General features: G+C 61.2%; 15 protein-coding genes and 1 pseudogene. 11 read left to right on the top strand and 5 right to left on the bottom strand.

Going from position 1 to position 16190, the window contains the following annotated elements:
* Nucleotides 1-150, top strand: a pseudogene (locus NW852_RS03190) (transposase); the annotation flags it as partial.
* Here NW852_RS03190 and leuS read toward each other — a convergent pair.
* Entirely contained in the window at nucleotides 147-2768 is a 2622-nt protein-coding gene (leuS, locus tag NW852_RS03185; protein ID WP_414426460.1) for a leucine--tRNA ligase, read from the bottom strand. The pseudogene NW852_RS03190 and the gene leuS sit on opposite strands and share 4 nt — an antisense overlap.
* 143 nt (nucleotides 2769-2911) lie before the next feature.
* Nucleotides 2912-3802, bottom strand: a complete 891-nt coding sequence (locus NW852_RS03180; protein WP_414370626.1) for a ferredoxin--NADP(+) reductase — start codon at nucleotides 3800-3802, stop codon at nucleotides 2912-2914.
* Nucleotides 3803-4119: 317 nt separating this feature from the next.
* Between NW852_RS03180 and NW852_RS03175 the strand changes: the two genes are divergently transcribed.
* The 10 genes from NW852_RS03175 to NW852_RS03130 all read left to right on the top strand — a co-directional run bounded on the left by NW852_RS03175 (nucleotide 4120) and on the right by NW852_RS03130 (nucleotide 14017).
* Nucleotides 4120-5127 carry a phosphoribulokinase gene (locus NW852_RS03175; protein WP_414365639.1) on the top strand — a complete coding sequence of 336 codons (1008 nt, stop codon included), beginning with the start codon at nucleotides 4120-4122 and terminating at the stop codon, nucleotides 5125-5127.
* Nucleotides 5128-5201: 74 nt separating this feature from the next.
* Complete coding sequence (pgl, locus tag NW852_RS03170) at nucleotides 5202-5933, top strand: 6-phosphogluconolactonase (protein WP_414365638.1); 732 nt, start codon at nucleotides 5202-5204, stop codon at nucleotides 5931-5933.
* 108 nt (nucleotides 5934-6041) lie between these two features.
* The gene (locus NW852_RS03165; RefSeq protein ID WP_414365637.1) at nucleotides 6042-6212 is read left to right on the top strand and encodes a hypothetical protein; all 171 of its coding nucleotides are present in this window, start codon (nucleotides 6042-6044) and stop codon (nucleotides 6210-6212) included.
* Nucleotides 6213-6648: 436 nt separating this feature from the next.
* A complete protein-coding gene (locus tag NW852_RS03160; protein ID WP_414365636.1) occupies nucleotides 6649-7551 on the top strand; it encodes a transglutaminase family protein in 903 nt (300 codons plus the stop codon).
* Nucleotides 7552-7651: 100 nt separating this feature from the next.
* Entirely contained in the window at nucleotides 7652-8860 is a 1209-nt protein-coding gene (locus tag NW852_RS03155; protein WP_414426459.1) for a VLRF1 family aeRF1-type release factor, read from the top strand.
* Nucleotides 8861-8967: 107 nt separating this feature from the next.
* Entirely contained in the window at nucleotides 8968-9474 is a 507-nt protein-coding gene (locus NW852_RS03150; RefSeq protein ID WP_414365634.1) for a DNA recombination-mediator protein A, read from the top strand.
* A gap of 152 nt (nucleotides 9475-9626) precedes the next feature.
* A complete protein-coding gene (minC, locus tag NW852_RS03145) occupies nucleotides 9627-10379 on the top strand; it encodes a septum site-determining protein MinC (protein WP_414399188.1) in 753 nt (250 codons plus the stop codon).
* Nucleotides 10376-11182, top strand: coding sequence for a septum site-determining protein MinD (minD, locus tag NW852_RS03140; protein WP_414365632.1), 807 nt, complete (start codon nucleotides 10376-10378; stop codon nucleotides 11180-11182). The genes minC and minD overlap by 4 nt, the downstream gene beginning before the upstream one ends.
* 89 nt (nucleotides 11183-11271) lie before the next feature.
* Nucleotides 11272-11634, top strand: a complete 363-nt coding sequence (gene minE, locus NW852_RS03135; protein ID WP_414370618.1) for a cell division topological specificity factor MinE — start codon at nucleotides 11272-11274, stop codon at nucleotides 11632-11634.
* 232 nt (nucleotides 11635-11866) lie between these two features.
* Nucleotides 11867-14017: a cation:proton antiporter gene (locus NW852_RS03130; RefSeq protein WP_414399191.1), complete on the top strand. Its 2151-nt coding sequence runs from the start codon at nucleotides 11867-11869 to the stop codon at nucleotides 14015-14017.
* On the opposite strand, the gene NW852_RS03125 is transcribed toward NW852_RS03130, so the two are convergent.
* The 3 genes from NW852_RS03125 to NW852_RS03115 are packed head-to-tail and all read right to left on the bottom strand — an operon-like array spanning nucleotide 14014 to nucleotide 16037.
* Nucleotides 14014-14373, bottom strand: coding sequence for a gamma-glutamylcyclotransferase (locus tag NW852_RS03125; protein WP_414365629.1), 360 nt, complete (start codon nucleotides 14371-14373; stop codon nucleotides 14014-14016). The two genes, NW852_RS03130 and NW852_RS03125, sit on opposite strands and share 4 nt — an antisense overlap.
* Before the next feature lie 21 nt (nucleotides 14374-14394).
* Nucleotides 14395-15006, bottom strand: coding sequence for a glycerol-3-phosphate 1-O-acyltransferase PlsY (gene plsY, locus NW852_RS03120; RefSeq protein ID WP_414372816.1), 612 nt, complete (start codon nucleotides 15004-15006; stop codon nucleotides 14395-14397).
* 23 nt (nucleotides 15007-15029) lie between these two features.
* Nucleotides 15030-16037, bottom strand: a complete 1008-nt coding sequence (locus NW852_RS03115; RefSeq protein WP_414365627.1) for a DNA polymerase III subunit delta' — start codon at nucleotides 16035-16037, stop codon at nucleotides 15030-15032.
* Between the last annotated feature and the right edge of the window lie 153 nt (nucleotides 16038-16190).

Genomic DNA, 16190 nt, shown 5'->3' with positions numbered 1-16190 from the left:
TCTCAAGTCAGCATCAAGTCGCATACTAAGGCAACAGTTTGGAGAGCTAAGGCGTACTGGGGAAAAGCAAAGCTCTGGCACGATTCTAAATCCTGTGGCGGTGCACCCCTAGAAACAGTGAAACAGTACATCCAGAGTCAAGAGGGTTAGACAACCAGGTTAACCAGCTTCTTCGGCACCACGACGACCTTCTTCGGAGTCACCCCTTGCAGATACCTTTGGGCCGCCTCCGACTGCAAAGCCAGCCGCTCCTGTTCCTGGGGCGTGACATCGGCAGGGGCTTCAAAGGAGCCGCGCAGCTTGCCGTTGACCTGCACCACAATGGTTACCGTGTCGGCCACCAGCGCCGCCGGGTCGTAGCTGGGCCATGACTGGCGATGCACCGAGTCTGTACCGCCCACTGCCTGCCAAAGCTCCTCAGCTATGTGGGGGGCAAAGGGAGCCAAGAGCAGGATCAGGGTGCGGATCCCTTCTGCATAGACTGGCGAGTCTGGGATCCCCGCCTCGGCCAGGGCATTGCTCAGCTTCATCAGCTCGGCAATGGCCGTGTTGAACTGGTACTCCTCCAGATCCTCACTGACTTCCTTGATGGCCGTGTGGACGGCGCGGCGCAGATCCCTTTCCGCTTTGGTCAGGGATCCCGCCTCAACCTTGGCCTGCAGCAGCTCGGCGGCTTTGCCTTGCAAGGACTCCGTCCCGCTAGCGCGAACGACAAAGTCGTACACCTGCCGCCAGACGCGGTTGAGAAAGCGAAACTGCCCTTCCACGTCGGCATCGTCCCATTCCAGGTCCTTTTCCGGCGGCGCCTTGAAGAGGATAAACATGCGGGCTGTGTCGGCTCCGTAGTGGGCCAGCACCTCCTCTGGATCCACGCCGTTGCCCTTGGATTTGGACATGGTGGCGTAGATAACTTCCAGAGGCTCGCCGGTCTCTGGATCCCGCGGGTCGTTGGGATCCTTGACCAGAGCCGCTGGGATCCAGCGATCCTTGCCGGACTTGTTGGGGTTGTAGTAGGTGCGCCCCTGCACCATTCCCTGCGTCAGGAGGCGGGAGAAGGGCTCGTCAAAATTCAACAGCCCCAGATCCCGTAGCACCTTGGTGAAAAAGCGGGAGTAAAGCAGGTGCAAAATGGCGTGCTCGATGCCGCCCACGTATTGATCCACCGGTAGCCAGGCGTTGACCAAATCCTTGCGGAAGATCTCGCGCTCGTTGCAGGGATCACTAAAGCGCAGGAAATACCAGGAGGAGCAGATGAAGGTATCCATCGTGTCGGTCTCGCGGCGGGCCTCGGCGCCGCAGGTGGGGCACTTCACCTTCACCCAGTCCTCCCGCTGGGCCAAGGGAGACCCCCCTCGCCCCGTCAGCTCCACATCCTCCGGCAACAGCACCGGCAGATCCTCCTCTGGGACTGCCACAGTGCCACAGTGGGGGCAGTGGATCACGGGGATGGGGCAACCCCAGTAGCGCTGCCGCGAGATGAGCCAGTCGCGCAGGCGGTAGTTGACCTGTCGTTCTCCCAGCCCCTGCTCCTCCAGCCAGGCGATGGCTCTTTCTACGCTCTGCCCTGGGCCTTTGCCCACCGGGATCCCGTTCAAGGGGCCGGAGTTCATCAACACCCCCTCCCCTGTCCAGGCCGCCTGCAGATCTTCGGCACTTTCCACCTCACCCTGGGGCGGTTGCACCACCAGCTTGATGGGTAGGCCAAACTTGCGGGCAAACTCAAAGTCCCGCTGGTCGTGGGCAGGCACAGCCATGATGGCCCCCGTACCATAGCCCATCAACACGTAGTCGGCAATCCAGATGGGGATCCGCTCTTGGTTGACGGGGTTGATGGCGTAGGATCCTGTCCAGACGCCCGTTTTTTCCCGATCTTCGGCACTGCGCTCCATCTCGCTGCGGGCAGCAGCCTCGGCCTGGTAGGCCTTGACGGCAGCCTGTTGCTTAGGGGTGGTGAGCTTCTCCACCAAAGGATGCTCCGGCGCCAGCACCATGAAGGTGGCTCCCCAAAGGGTGTCAGGCCGGGTGGTAAACACCGGCAGCTCCTCCCCTGTTTCGGTTTTGAAGACAACCCTAGCCCCCACCGACTGGCCAATCCAGTTCTCCTGCATGGTGCGCACCCGCTCTGGCCAGCCGGAGAGCTTCTCCAGGTCGGCCAGCAGTTGGTCGGCGTAGGCCGTGATCTTGAGAAACCACTGCTTGAGGAGGCGCTTTTCCACCAGAGCCCCCGATCTCCAGGAGCGCCCCTCGGCGTCCACTTGCTCGTTGGCCAAGACGGTCTGATCCACGGGATCCCAGTTCACCGGTGCTTCCTTCTGGTAGGCCAGGCCCGCTTTGAAAAACTGCAGAAACAGCCACTGCGTCCACTTGTAGTAGTCGGGGGCGCAGGTGGTGATCTCCCGCTCCCAGTCGTAGGAAAGCCCCAGCCGCTGCAGTTGATCCCGCATCTGGGTGATGTTCTGGTAGGTCCACTTGGCCGGCGGGATCCCGCGGTCAATGGCCGCGTTCTCCGCCGGCAAGCCAAAGGCATCCCACCCCATGGGGTGCAGCACCGCATACCCCTGCATGCGCTTGTGGCGGGCAATGACATCCGTGATGGTGTAATTGCGCACATGCCCCATGTGCAGGCTGCCACTGGGGTAGGGAAACATCGACAGGGCGTAGAACTTGCGGCTTTCCGCCGTCAGCTCTGGGGTGCGATCCAACCCGATTTCACGCCAGTGGGCCTGCCACTTGCTTTCGATGGCCAGAGGATTGTAGCGCGCGTCCACAGTCTAGGGCTCCTGGGGAGAACAGCTCTCGGCTTCAGGTGGGCTAAGATACCAGCATTTTGGCATGTTTTGCGGATCCCCAGCGCCGACGGGATCCCTCCTAAGCGGCAGCACCGGAGACCAGTGAACCCAAAGGGATCCCCTCAGTAGGTTTCCTCGTGCCACCTGTTGGCCTTCTTCAGCTCCTTCTGGAACTTGCTCCAGTCTTGACCGGCTTGCTCGGCAAGGGGGGCCATGACGCTGTTGATGCCGTCCTCCATTCCCTTGAGGCCACAGATGTACGTGTAGGTGTTGGGCTGCTGCAGCATCTCCCATAGTTCGGGGCCGTACTCGGCCATGCGGTTTTGCACGTACATCTTTTTGCCGTCGGGGGTTTGCTGTTCGCGGCTGATGGCGTAATCGACGCGGAAGCGATCCCCATACTGGGCTTTCCAAGCTTCTAGATCCCCGCGGTAGAGCAGGGTGGACGTGGTGGGCACCCCAAAAAACAGCCAGATCTTGCCCTGGTAGTTGGGATCCTCTTCAAACAGGTGCTTGATGAAGGCGCGAAAAGGGGCGATGCCAGTGCCGGTGGCAATCAAAATCAGGTTGGCGTTCTCATCTTCCGGCAGCAAAAAGGTTTTCCCTGAGGGCCCGGTGATCATCACCTCATCGCCGGGTTTGAGATCGGTGAGGAAGCCGGAGCAGACCCCTACCCCCGGCTGGCCCGTCTCCTTATCCACGTATTCGGCCCGTTTCACACTCAGAGAAACGGTGCGCCCCTCGCCGTCGTCGCCATAGCGAGTGGAGGCAATGGAGTAGAGGCGGGGCTTGTGGGGCTTGCCCTTGTCATCTACGCCAGGAGGAATAATACCAACGCTTTGGCCCTCCAGGTAGCGGTAGTTGGGATCCGGTAGGCTGAGCACAATGTGCTTGGTCAGGCCAGGTGCCCCTTCCCCCACAAGGGAGTAGGTCTCTACACACTGGCCGATCAGGGGCGCGTTGGGACGGTACAGATTGACAACAACTTCTCGCTTTTCTGCGCTGGCAACCATAACGGCGAACTGCTCCTGGCAATGGGAGAAAACTCTCTAGCAAACACCTTAGCAGCCCGCCTGCCCGAACGGAACTTGCCGGAGGGGAACACCCCAGGCCGATCCTGAGAAAGCCAGGCCGGGAAACTTCTCTTCTCCTCAGTCGTCGCCGGGAGACAGACAATCTTTGTTAAATTGTTCCTTGACGGTGCCCGCCTCTCTGGCCTCAAGCTCGGTTGTGGGGGAGCGTCTTGTGGTAATATGCAAGACCATAAAGAACAGTAACTTTTTTAGAGGCTTCCTCTCAGTTTTGCCCTGCCCATCCCCAAGGAGTTCCCATGGCAAGCAGTCCTGAACGTATTGTAATGATCGGTGTTGCCGGAGATTCTGGCTGTGGCAAGTCCACGTTCTTGCGGCGGTTGGGGGACTTGTTTGGCCGGGATCTCATTACCACCATTTGTCTGGACGACTACCACTCCTTGGATCGCTACCAGCGCAAAGAGAAGGGCATCACGGCGCTGGATCCCCGCGCCAACAACTTCGACCTCATGTACGAGCAGGCTAAGGCGCTCAAAAATGGCCAGAGCGTGATGAAGCCCATCTACAACCACGAGACGGGGCTCATTGACCCACCGGAGCGGGTGGATCCCAGCCCCATCATCGTCTTGGAGGGCCTTCACCCCATGTACGACGAGCGGGTGCGGGAGCTGCTGGACTTCAAGGTCTATCTGGATCTGGCGCCGGAGATCAAGATTGCCTGGAAGGTGAAGCGGGATATGGCGGAGCGGGGCCACACCTATGAAGATGTGTTGCGCTCCATCGAGGCCCGCCGCCCCGATTTTGAAGCCTACGTCGATGTGCAGAAGCGCTATGCCGATGTGGTCATCGAGGTGCTGCCCACCAAGCTGCTGCCAGAGGTGGATCCGGAGCACAAAGTGCTGCGGGTGCGCATGATCCAGCGGGAGGGGGTGAAGTATTTTGACCATGTCTATCTCTTCGACGAAGGCTCCACCATTGACTGGATCCCTTGTGGCAAAAAGCTGACCTGCTCCTACCCAGGCATCCGCCTGCACTACGGCCCCTCCACCTACTTCGATCAGCCGGTTTCGGTGTTGGAAATTGACGGCACCTTCGACAAGCTGGAGGAGGTCATCTACATCGAGAACCACCTAAGCAATCTGTCGACCCGCTACTACGGCGAGCTGACGGAATTGCTGCGCAAGCACCCGGAATATCCCGGATCCCGCAATGGCTCTGGACTCATCCAGGTCATCGTGGGCCTGAAGCTGCGGGCCCTCTACGAGAAAATCCAGGCGGAAGCCAAAGAGCTGGCGGTTGCTTCCTAGGGTTTGGCCTCTGGGTGAAGGGGATCCCTCTGCTTGGCTAGGGCAGTTGGGCAAGCAGCAACAGAGGGCGATCCATGCAAGGGTTCCAGTTGGAAATCTGGCCGGAGGGGACAGCCTTTTTCCGACGGGCGGTCGAGATCTGGCAAGAGCAGGCCGCGGCGGCTATCCGTCAACGGGGTCGCTTTACGGTGGCTCTGGCAGGGGGAAACACGCCACGGAAGTTGTATGCCGCTTTAACCCAGACGCCAGGGATCCCTTGGCAGCAAACCTGGCTGTTCTGGGGGGATGAGCGCTACGTTCCCCCGGATCACCCTGAGAGCAATTACGGCATGGTACGGCGGATCCTGCTGGAGACGGTCGGGGTTCCCGCCTCTCAGGTCTTTCCCATGCCCACCCAAGCAGGGGATCCCTTGCGAGATGCGGCGGAGTACGAGGCGACCCTGCAGCAGATTTTCGGCACCGAATGTCCTGCCTTCGACCTGATCTGGCTGGGAGTGGGAGAAGACGGCCACACGGCCTCCTTGTTTCCCGGTACAGCCGCCCTGCAGGTGCAACACCGCTGGGTGACGGTGGGCCAAAAAGGGGAGGAGCCGCGCCTAACTCTCACCTATCCTGTTCTCAACCAGGCCAGGCAGGTGGTGGTTTTGGTAACAGGGGCCAGCAAGGCTGCAATTGTTAAGGAAGCCCTGACAACAGAGGCCCACCTGCCCTGCCAGCGCCTCAATCCCCAAGGGCGGCTGCTGTGGCTGCTGGATACAGCGGCGGCAGCTGAACTGCCCTTGCCCGCCGTGGCGTTGCTTGGCTAGGCTGCCCAGGTCAAGGTTGCCGGCTAAGGATGGCCATTTGACCCAGATCACCGCTGCCTCCCCCTTGTTTCGCATTTCATTGGGGCAGTTGGGTTAAAGCGCTGCCCCATGTCCATCCGCCTCATTGTCGAATCGGTTCTCCAGAGCACCTACCTCAGCCGCCAGCAAGAATCCCAAATCTGCCACCTCCTCCAGGAGCGGCTCTACGACGAATTGGATCTGGAGGCAATTGACCGACTAATCCTCGCTTTGCTGGAAGGGCAAGTCCAGCTTGAGTGAGAGGAAAGCTGCGCCACCTCGCCAAAAATCCTCAGGCCAAGGCTTAGCCCAGCCTCCTGTAGCAGTTTGGTCGCTTGAGCAGCGAGTTCCAGCAGGAGAGCCTTCCAGAGGGCACCCTCAGATGTCTTGGCCCTAGGCGACGCCCCGGCCAACCGCCGACCTGCAGCTAGCTCTCTACAAGGAGAAGAGCTTGCCCATTGACGCTCCCACTGATCAAAGTCGGGGGATCCTAGAAATCTCCGTGCCGCTGACCCGACACCCAGGCCACAAGCAAGCCCCCAAGCATTGTCAATGCGCCCCTACACACTTGCCCGAGGCAAAGACCTACCTACTTTTTTGACTGCCGTTTGATTTTTTCGCCAATTTCGGCTAACTGTAGCACAAACGAGCGACTGAGACTTGAGACACAACCTGTTGACCGTCCTGGGGCAAGCCTGTGCAAGTTCAAATTCACCATCTCATCGAATATCGCTACAGCCGTCCAGTGCAACTGGAGCCCCACACTGTGCGGTTGCGGCCCCGTTGCAACGGGATCCAAACCCTCTTGGCCTTTGAGCTGCGGGTGGATCCGCCGCCGGCAGGCCAATCGGAGCTGGTGGATCTGGATGGCAACGCGGCAGTTCAGCTCTGGTTTGGGGATCCCACCGAACATCTGCGCATCCAAACCCAGTCCACCGTGGTCACCCTGCGGCGCAACCCCTTTGACTATCTACTCTTCGATTGGGCCACCCACCTTCCCATCAACTATCCCAGCACGCTGGCGGCCCAACTGCAGCCCTATCTGGCAACCCCGGCAGATGCCGGCATCCAAAGCCTGGCCTGGGAGCTCTGGGATCAGGTGCAGGGGGAGACGACGGCCTTTTTGCCGGCGCTCAACCAACGCATCTACTCCGAGTGCCGCCACATCTTGCGGGAGAAGGGGGATCCTTGGCCCGCCGGCTTGACGTGGCAGCGCAAAACCGGCTCCTGCCGTGACCTGACGCTGGTGTTTATGGAGGGCTGTCGGGCAGTAGGTCTGGCGGCACGGTTTGTCAGCGGCTACCAGGTCAGCCCGCCGTTGCAAGAGAACCCCGAACTCCAGGGCACAGCCAGCAAAGAGCCAGCAGAGCGCCACCTGCACGCCTGGGCAGAGGTGTATCTGCCGGGGGCCGGTTGGCGGGGGTTCGATCCCACCCAAGGGCTGGCCGTGGCCGATGGCCACGTGGCTTTGGCGGCCAGTGCCTACCCCCGAGGTGCCGCTCCTATCTACGGCCATTGGCTGGGCAGGGGTGTTCACAGCCACATGAGCTACACTATCCAAATCCAGGCAGGATCTTCTCCTCAAGCCCAGCTCAACTGAGCTCCATCCTGCGTGGGATCCCTTGATAGATCTGCTGTTGCATCTCCTACTTTAGATATCTTGCTTTAGATATCTTGTAGTGAAGTCCCTTTTCCAAACCATGGAAGAGCTCAACACCCTGATCCAGGATTTACAAGCTGCCTTTGGCGACAGCAGCACGCCGGTGCTCTCGTTATACGCCGACATCAACCCTGCCCGTCCCGAAAATGCCCGCCTTGCCTGGGTAGGACGCATCAAGAACGCTATCAAAGAGCTGCCGGAGTTCCGGGAGGGCAAGCGGGATCCTTCTCTCTACGAGCAAATCCTTGCCCTGCTGGAACAGGAGCGCCCTTCCGCCCGCACCTTAGTTCTTTTTGCCAGCCGCAACGCTGATGGCAAGCTAGTGCTGCGTCGAATTGACCTGCAGGTGGAGCTGCCGGTAGTGGATCTGGCCCACGGGCGGGTAGAAGCCCGCTGGGGTGAGCCGTACTTGACCCCTTTGATTTTCGCCTTCGATGAATATGAGCGGGCCGGGGTGTTGCACCTGTCCGGAGCCAGGTGGCACTTCTACGAGCTCTTTCTGGGAGAACTGCGGGAGGATACCGAAATCTTTGCCAACATCGGCGCCGACGAGTGGCAGGAACTCCAGGATCTGGCCGGCCGCATCGAAAATGCCGTTGCCGAGCGTCGGGCCCGCAGCGGCGGCACCTTCGACAAACTCTCCCCCAAGGAGCGGGAGGCGGCCAAGGTCAGCCTCTGGATGCACAAGCTCTACCAGCGCCTGGCCCAGGCCCTCGACAAAGCGGTGGATCGGCTGGGCATTGAGCGGCTGGTGCTCATGGGGGAAGCCTGGCAGGTATCTCACTTTGAGGGCTACCTCAACCGCGGCTTGCGCAACCGCGTCGTCGCCCGGGTGGGGCACCCCGCCAACCTCCACGCACCGACGCCGCAAGACATCCTCGACCGAGTGGTGCCCGTCCTGGAGGCCGCCGAGCGCCAAGGGGAACTGGCCTTGTTAGAGCGGATTCGGGAGCAGCCCGGCGCTTGGGGCTTGGACGCGGTGCTGGACGCCCTCCAACTGGGTCGAGTGGAAATTCTGGTCTTGCCCTGGAGGCTAGAGGCCACCATCTGGCGCTGTCCAGACGGCTCGGTGGGAGGAACCCCAGAGATGGCCCAGCTCCTCTGCCCAGAGCCCCAACCGGTGGCGCTGCGGGATCAGGTCTGGGTGCTGGCCCGCGATTTCGGCGCTAAGCTGGAGTTTGTCCGTGGCGAGGCCGAAGTTCGCCTCCTCGAGGAGTTCCAGGGAGCGGCAGCGCTGCTGCGCTGGTAAACTCGGCCGCCCAAACCGGGTTGAGCAGCTCTCTGGCTGGATCCCAAAGCCGCAGTGTAGGCTAACATAGCCTAGCCCACCTCTGAAAAGTTTTCTGAGGGATCCCGTTGACCCAGTCTATTGATCTTCCCACCAGCGTTGATACGTTTTTGCAGGAGCTGGCTGCGATTCAGCAAGTTGGGCCAAAGCGGATAGCCATCCTGGGCAGTCGCCATGTGCCCATCACCCACCAGTACCTCATCGAGACCCTCAGCTACGCTTTGGCCCTCACTGGCAACCGCATTCTCACTTCCGGGGCCATTGGCACCAACCTGGCTGTGATTCGCGGGGCGATGCGGGCGGATATGAAATCCTTGACGGTGATCTTGCCGCAAAGTTTGGAGCGACAGCCGGCAGAGTCGCGGGCCAGCCTGGAGCAGGTGCTGCATCTGGTGGAGCACCCCGAAAATGACCATCTTCCCCTGGCGGAGGCTAGCCGCCTGTGCAACCTAGAGATCATCAGCAAGTGCCAGCAGTTGATCTGTTTTGCCTTTCACGACAGCGTCACGCTTTTGGAGGCCTGCAGGCACGCCGAGGAGCAACACAAGTTGGTTACACTCTTCTATTTCGACTGACTGGACTGCAGCTCACTGCTCTCAACCTTTTGCCCCGGGGGTAGCAGCAGTGTAGAAAGCCCCGATAGCTCAATATAGACTGCATCGCACTCCCGACGTTTGGCGAATGGAATAGGATAAGGCTTTGTCTTGAGGCAAATCGTTGGGCAGCCATGATGGGATCCCCGGCATGGAACCCGGAAATTTCTGCAGTCTCACCTACCTCATCCTCTAACCCGCGGGGATCCGAAAGGGGTGTCTATTTTCGATTCGATGCCCAAGGGATCCATCTGCATTTGCCCGCCACCCTGGCTTGGGAAGAAGTCTGGGACGATTTGGTGTGGCAATTGCGCAGCCGCAAACCCTACTGGGCAGGAGTGGCCCCCCTGACCCTGTGGTGCCAAGAGCGAGAGCTGGACTTGCCCACCCTACAAACTCTGGCCGTCTTGTTGTCGCAGCATCGGCTGTCCTTGTGGCGCGTCCAAACCGGATCCCGAGGGACGGCGATCGCGGCGGCGACCCTAGGCTATTCGGTGGAACAATCTTCCCCCTTAGAGGTGATTTCCCCTGTCCCCCCGGATACCACCCCCCTCTACCTGCGATCCACAGTGCGGTCGGGAATGTCCGTGCGCCACCGTGGCTCGGTCTTTCTGCTGGGGGATCTCAACCCCGGCGGCGAGATCATTGCCGGCGGTGACATCTGGGTCTGGGGACGTCTGCGCGGCCTAGTGCATGCCGGTGCAGAGGGGGATAGAGGCGCTGTGATCTTAGCTTTGCACTTAGAGCCCACTCAGTTGCGCATTGCCGATCAGGTGGCCCGCCCGCCGGAAGGAGGATCCCCTCCCAACACCCCGGAGGTGGTTTACTTGCAGGAGGGTGTCATCTGCATTGCCAGCCTTCAGGATTTTCTGCGGAGAGGAGTATGAGCCGAGTTATCGTCGTAACCTCTGGGAAGGGGGGAGTGGGGAAAACCACTCTAACGGCCAACCTGGGCACTGCCTTGGCGCGCTTGGGTCGCTCGGTGGTGGTGGTGGATGCCGACTTTGGCCTGCGTAACCTGGATCTGCTGCTGGGGTTGGAAAATCGGGTGGTGTACACGGCTCTAGAGGTAATTGCGGGGGAATGTCGCCTTGAACAAGCGTTGGTGAAGGACAAACGCACCCCCAATCTCTCACTGTTGCCGGCAACCCAAACCCGCAACAAAACGGCGGTCAACCCGGATCAGATGCGGCAGTTGATGGAGAAGCTCGCCAGCAGCCATGACTACGTGTTGATCGACTGCCCGGCGGGGATTGAACAAGGGTTTCGCAATGCCGTTGCCGGAGCGACGGAAGCGCTGTTGGTCACCACACCGGAAGTGTCGGCGGTGCGGGACGCGGATCGGGTGGTGGGCTTGTTGGAGGCAGCAGGGATCTCCTCGACCCAGCTTGTTGTCAACCGCCTGCGCTCGGATATGGTGGCTGCCGGCCAGATGATGTCGGTGGAAGATGTGGTGGAGGTGCTGGCCATCCCCTTGGTGGGTATCATTCCAGAAGACCGGGAGGTGATCGTCTCCACCAACAAAGGGGAACCTCTAGTCCTCTCGGCCAACCCGACTCTGGCCGCTCAGGCCATCCAGCGCATTGCTCGACGACTAGAAGGAGAAACGGTGGAATTTCCCAAGTTGGCTAGCTTGGGCGAGTCTTTCTGGGAAAAGGCCAAGCGGTTTTTAAACCAAAAGGTGTTTTAGATGGCTCCTTTGCCTGACTTGGATTGGTATAGCCGCCTTCCCCCCTCCACATTCGCGTTCACAACTAAGTCAAGCCACCCCTGAAGCTCATGCTCCTCGATTTTTTGGATCAGCTTTTTTCCCGCCACTCTGGCAGCAGCCGCGAGCAAGCCAAGCAGCGCCTGAAACTGATCTTGGCCCACGACCGCGCCGACCTCACCCCGGCAGCCTTGGAAGCGATGCGCCTGGAGATCTTAGAGGTGGTATCTCGCTATGTGGAGCTGGATGCGGAGGGGATGCAGTTTCACTTGGCGGCAGAAGGGGGGACGACGGCTCTGATCGCCAACCTCCCCATTCGTCGCGTTAAGCCCCTGGCGGAGGCCGGCCTTTATTCCTGTGAAGGGGAGAACCCACAACAGGATCCCGGAGCTGCCCCATCCGAGGGAGGCCATTTGAGCTCGCCTTCCCTCTGAGCTACCCTAGACTCAGGAAGCAGTAATTCAAGGTGTTGCATAGAGTGTTACACTCGCCTGGGCTGCGTCCGTTCGCCAAGATGCTCTCTCTTGACTCCCACCTATGTCTGTCCCGGCCCGGAGTGCCTTGCAGTTGTTTACAGCCTGTTCATGTCAACTGTCTGTGACCCCAATGCTGACCAAGACAAAGCCGCCGGGACGGAGTTCGCGCTAAGGGAGGTTGAGCCTCGGCATGGAAAACTCCTTTGAGCTGACGATCCTGTTTACGCTGGCCTTGGTGGCCGGGATCGCGGCTCAAGTCCTAGCCAATTTTGTCAAAGTGCCCAGCATTGTTTTCCTGCTCCTGTTTGGGGTGCTGCTGGGCCCGGATGGCCTGAGCTGGGTTCACCCCCAGGTTATGGGATCCGGTCTGGAGGCGCTGGTGTCGCTGGCAGTGGCCCTGATCCTATTTGAGGGGGGGCTGAACCTGCGGCTGCAACGCCTCAACCAAGTCTCCGATAGCTTGCGCAATTTGGTGTTGCTGGGATCCCTGCTGACCTTGGGAGGAGGGGCACTGGCGGCCCACTATTTGGGGGAGTTTCCCTGGCCCCTGGCCTTTTTGTTCGGATCCCTGGTGGTGGTGACGGGGCCGACGGTGATTAACCCTATCCTGAAGCGGGTACGGGTCGATTCCGCCGTCAGCACTCTGCTGGAAGGGGAAGGGGTGCTCATCGATCCGCTGGGGGCCATCTTGGCGGTGGTGGTGCTGCAGGTGGTGCTTTCTGGCCACCCCAGCTTCCTCATGGCCTTGGAGCAGTTGTCCAGCCGCTTGGCCATTGGGTCGGCGGTGGGGGCGCTGGGGGGCTGGCTGATGGGATCCTTTTTGCTCTGGTCGCGGCAGTTTTTGACGGAGGAGTTGCGCAACTCGGTGGTGCTGGCGGGGGCGCTGGGGGTGTTTACCCTGGCCCAGTCGCTGCGCTCAGAAGCGGGGCTGATGGCGGTAGTGATGGCGGGCCTGGTGGTGCGGCAGAAGGCGGCCATTGCCGAGCGGAGCGTGCGCCAATTCCATGGCCAGTTGGTGGTGATGGCCATCTCAGTGTTGTTTATCTTGCTCACGTCCACCCTCTCTCTAAAGGCGGTATTTGCTTTGGGCTGGGGAGCGCTGGCCACGGTGCTCTGCCTGATGCTGGTGGTTCGCCCCCTGAGTGTGTGGCTGTGTACCTGGGGCAGTGACCTCAACTGGCGGCAAAAGTTGTTTGTGGCCTGGCTGGCTCCCCGCGGTATTGTGGCGGCATCGGTGGCCTCTCTGTTTGCCATTTTGCTCACCGAGCGAGGCATTACTGGGGGGGATGCCCTCAAGGCGCTGGTGTTTTTGACCATCTCGGTCACGGTGACGGTGCAGGGGCTGACCGCCGCCTGGGTGGCCCGTTGGCTGGGCTTGGATCAGGGCAGTTCTACGGTGATCGTCGGCAACCATCCCCTCGTCAGCCAGTTGGCCCAGTTGATGAGCTCCCTCAACCAGGCGGTGGAGGTGCTGCCGCTGCCGTCGGGATCCCGTCTGCGCGAGCCTGCTGGCCTAGCCCAGCTCAACGGCCACAAGGTCGCCTATGCCCTGGGGGATCCCTCTGGGAGTAATGGAGCCGGTGGAGCTGAAGAGGAAGTTGGCCGGCTGCTGCCGGGATCCCTGCAGGAAGTGGTGCTAAGCGAGTCGGCCCTGTTGAAGGCCGATATTGACCACGCGGAGACGCTGCTGATCCTAACGCTGGATCCGCAGATGAACTGGGCGATTGCCGAGCTGATGGTGAAACTCTCGGTTTCTGCTGCCATCTGGACGGTGTTGCTGCCGGAGATGCCCATCTCAGAAGGGATCCGCGCCCTGCCAATCCCCTTTTCCCAACTGCAGCGCTGGGCCGGCTACCTAGAAGCTAAGCGAGCGGAGCTGCGCTCGATTACCCTGCCCACCTTGGCGGATCTGGGCTTGAAGCCCCCCCAATCGGCGGTGGCCTCGGCCCAGGAGTCGAGCTGGGCAGCGCGTTCAACGCTGCTCAACCCCTTCTCGGCTCAGATGGGGCTGGAGGATCCCGCTCTGGAGCGGCTGCGGGATCAGTTTGCCTACCGCATTAAGGCGGATCTGTGCCTGCCTTTGCTGCTGGTGCGCCCGCAGCGTCTGGGAGGCTGGTTTGGAGAGAAGGGTAAGTCGTCCCAGGTTGGTCGGCTGTTCTACTTGCCGGAGCCAGGCATCTGGCGACGTGGGGATTGCATTTACTACCTAGAGCGGCTTGCCAGCCCTGTAGAGGCCGCTGCTCCCTCTGCCAGAGAGTCGGATCCCTCAGAATGGGATCTGCCCTCAGCGGAGTTACTGCCTCAGTATGTTGAGGGCATTAAGCTCCACTTTGATCTCTAGGAAGGTCGGGGCAGCCAGCGGCCACTGGGGATGAGGGGGCACCCCTGCACCTGCTCAGGCCGGCCCAGGTAAACCCAGGCCGAAGTGCCACTCTCCAGTTGCACCCACTGCCGTCTGTACAGCCGCGGGTGATCCTCCAGCTCGTCTAGGCGGGGCAACAGGCTCAGGGGAATGCGGTAGCGCTCGCCGTAGAGCCGGTTGCGGCCAGGAACGGCCATCGGGTAGGGGCCGAGATCGTAGAGATCGATGTGGTTGAGGCTGTCGGTTCCCAAAAACTCTGCTCCTTGCAGCAGACTGTGGTACTGGCCGCCCCGCAGCAGGGATCCGTAGACAAAAACCACGGTCGTTGGTTCCATTGTCCTCTGGGACAGGGAGAATTAGGGGGATTGGGCCAATTTTTGGCCAAGGCGGGGCTCTGAGCCGGCCAGCAGGCGTTCGATGTTGCGCCGATGGGCAGCAATGACATAAACCCCCCCTACCAGGGCAAACAACCCATAGGGCAGAGGCTGGCCCAGAGCCCACATTAGCAGCGGCGCCGCCACCGCCGCCAGCAGCGAGCTGAAGGAGACAATGCGGGTAAGGGCGATCCCCAGCAGCCAGACGCCAAAGGTAGCCAGGGCCACCGGCCAAGCCATGGCCAAGAGGATCCCCAGGCTGGTGGCCACTGACTTGCCCCCCCTAAAGCCCAGCCAGCAGGAGCGGCTGTGGCCAACCACTGCCCCCAGGGCCGCTACGACCACCCACCACGGGGATCCCAAAGCCGATCCCAGCGCCACCGCTGCTGCCCCCTTGGCGGCATCCACCAGCAGCACCAGCAGCGCCGGCCCCTTGCCCAGCGTCCGCAACACGTTGGTTGCCCCCGTCGAGCCGGAGCCCGCTTGGCGGAGGTCGATCCCGCCCCACCAACGTCCCACCCAGTAGCCGGTGGGGATGGATCCCAGCAAGTAGCCTCCAAGGGCCGCGAGGAAAGCCAAAAGCCAGGCAGGCATAGGCAGGTCTTGAACGCTCTTTCTCACTTTGCCACAGGGCTTGGGTTACAACTGCTGTCGAATCCGGCCAGGTTGACCTCCCAAGCAAGGCGCGGTTGCACAAAGTGCAAAAGCTGGTGACGAATCTGCTCCAATTGCCAGATGGCCTGGCGGGATCCCTGCACCCAGAAATGCTGCTGCAGATAGTCAATCAGCCACAGTTGCGCCGGCAAGTCGAGAGCGGCCACCGCCCTGGCCAGTTCCAGGGCCTGCCGCAGCGAGGGGGGCCAGCGTCTAAGGTCTTGCAGCAGCGACGGCGGGATCCTTTGCAGGTGCTGGTGGGCCTCCAGCGCCCGTCCGGGGCTGCCTTGGGCCAGGGCAATCAGCTCAGAGCGAGGGATCCCGGGCAGCTCCGGGCAGTTCAAACTAACCAACACCCGCTCTACCTCTGCCGGGCTGAGGCGGCGGAAAGGCACCATCTGGCAGCGGGACAACAGCGTCGGCAGCAGGGAGGCCGCCTGGGGGGCGATGAGAACGATGTGGGCCGGCCCGGGCTCCTCCAGGGTTTTCAGGAGGGCATTGGCCGCACTTTCTGCCAGGGTTTCCGCCCCCTCCAGCACCACCAGCGAACGGCGGGCGCGCATTGGCTTACGGGCACAGAAGCGGGCCACTCCCTGCACCTGTTCCAGGCGAATTTGCGGCGGGGAGCGCCGCTGCAGAGTTTGCGCCTCCGGGGCCTCCGCTGCTATCAGGCGGCCCTGGTGGAGATAGGTAGGGCTGACCCAGTGGAGGTCGGGATGGGTGCCCGCTAGCAGCCAACGGCAGTTGGAGCACTGGCCGCAAGGGATCCCCGAGCTGGCCTCGCAGAAGAGGGCCCGGGCAAACCAGCGGGCCATCAGCCCTCGCCCCACCCCCTCTGGCCCCAAGAAACAGTAGCTGGAGGTCACCCGCCCCTTTTCCAGAGCAGCCACCAGCAGCCGCGCCGCCAGCTCCTGCCCGACGATGTGCCGGGGGGGCAGAACCTTTACCCCCTCAACCTGGGGCTGGGGCATTGGCAGAATTGCTCACTTCTTGGCAAAGGTCGGCAAGAGAGCCCTGGAGCCGCTGCTTCCTCAATACGCAAAGCTTCATCTCTGCTCCTGCCGTTAGGCCGTGGGATCCAGTCGCATTAAGACTTGGCCAAATTCCACCGGCTGGCCGTTGCT

It is taken from the genome of Synechococcus sp. H60.1 (assembly GCF_047462335.1).
Classification (GTDB): domain Bacteria; phylum Cyanobacteriota; class Cyanobacteriia; order Thermostichales; family Thermostichaceae; genus Thermostichus.
The sequence above is the reverse complement of the archived record's forward strand: the minus strand, read 5'-3'. Positions and strand labels throughout refer to the sequence as shown.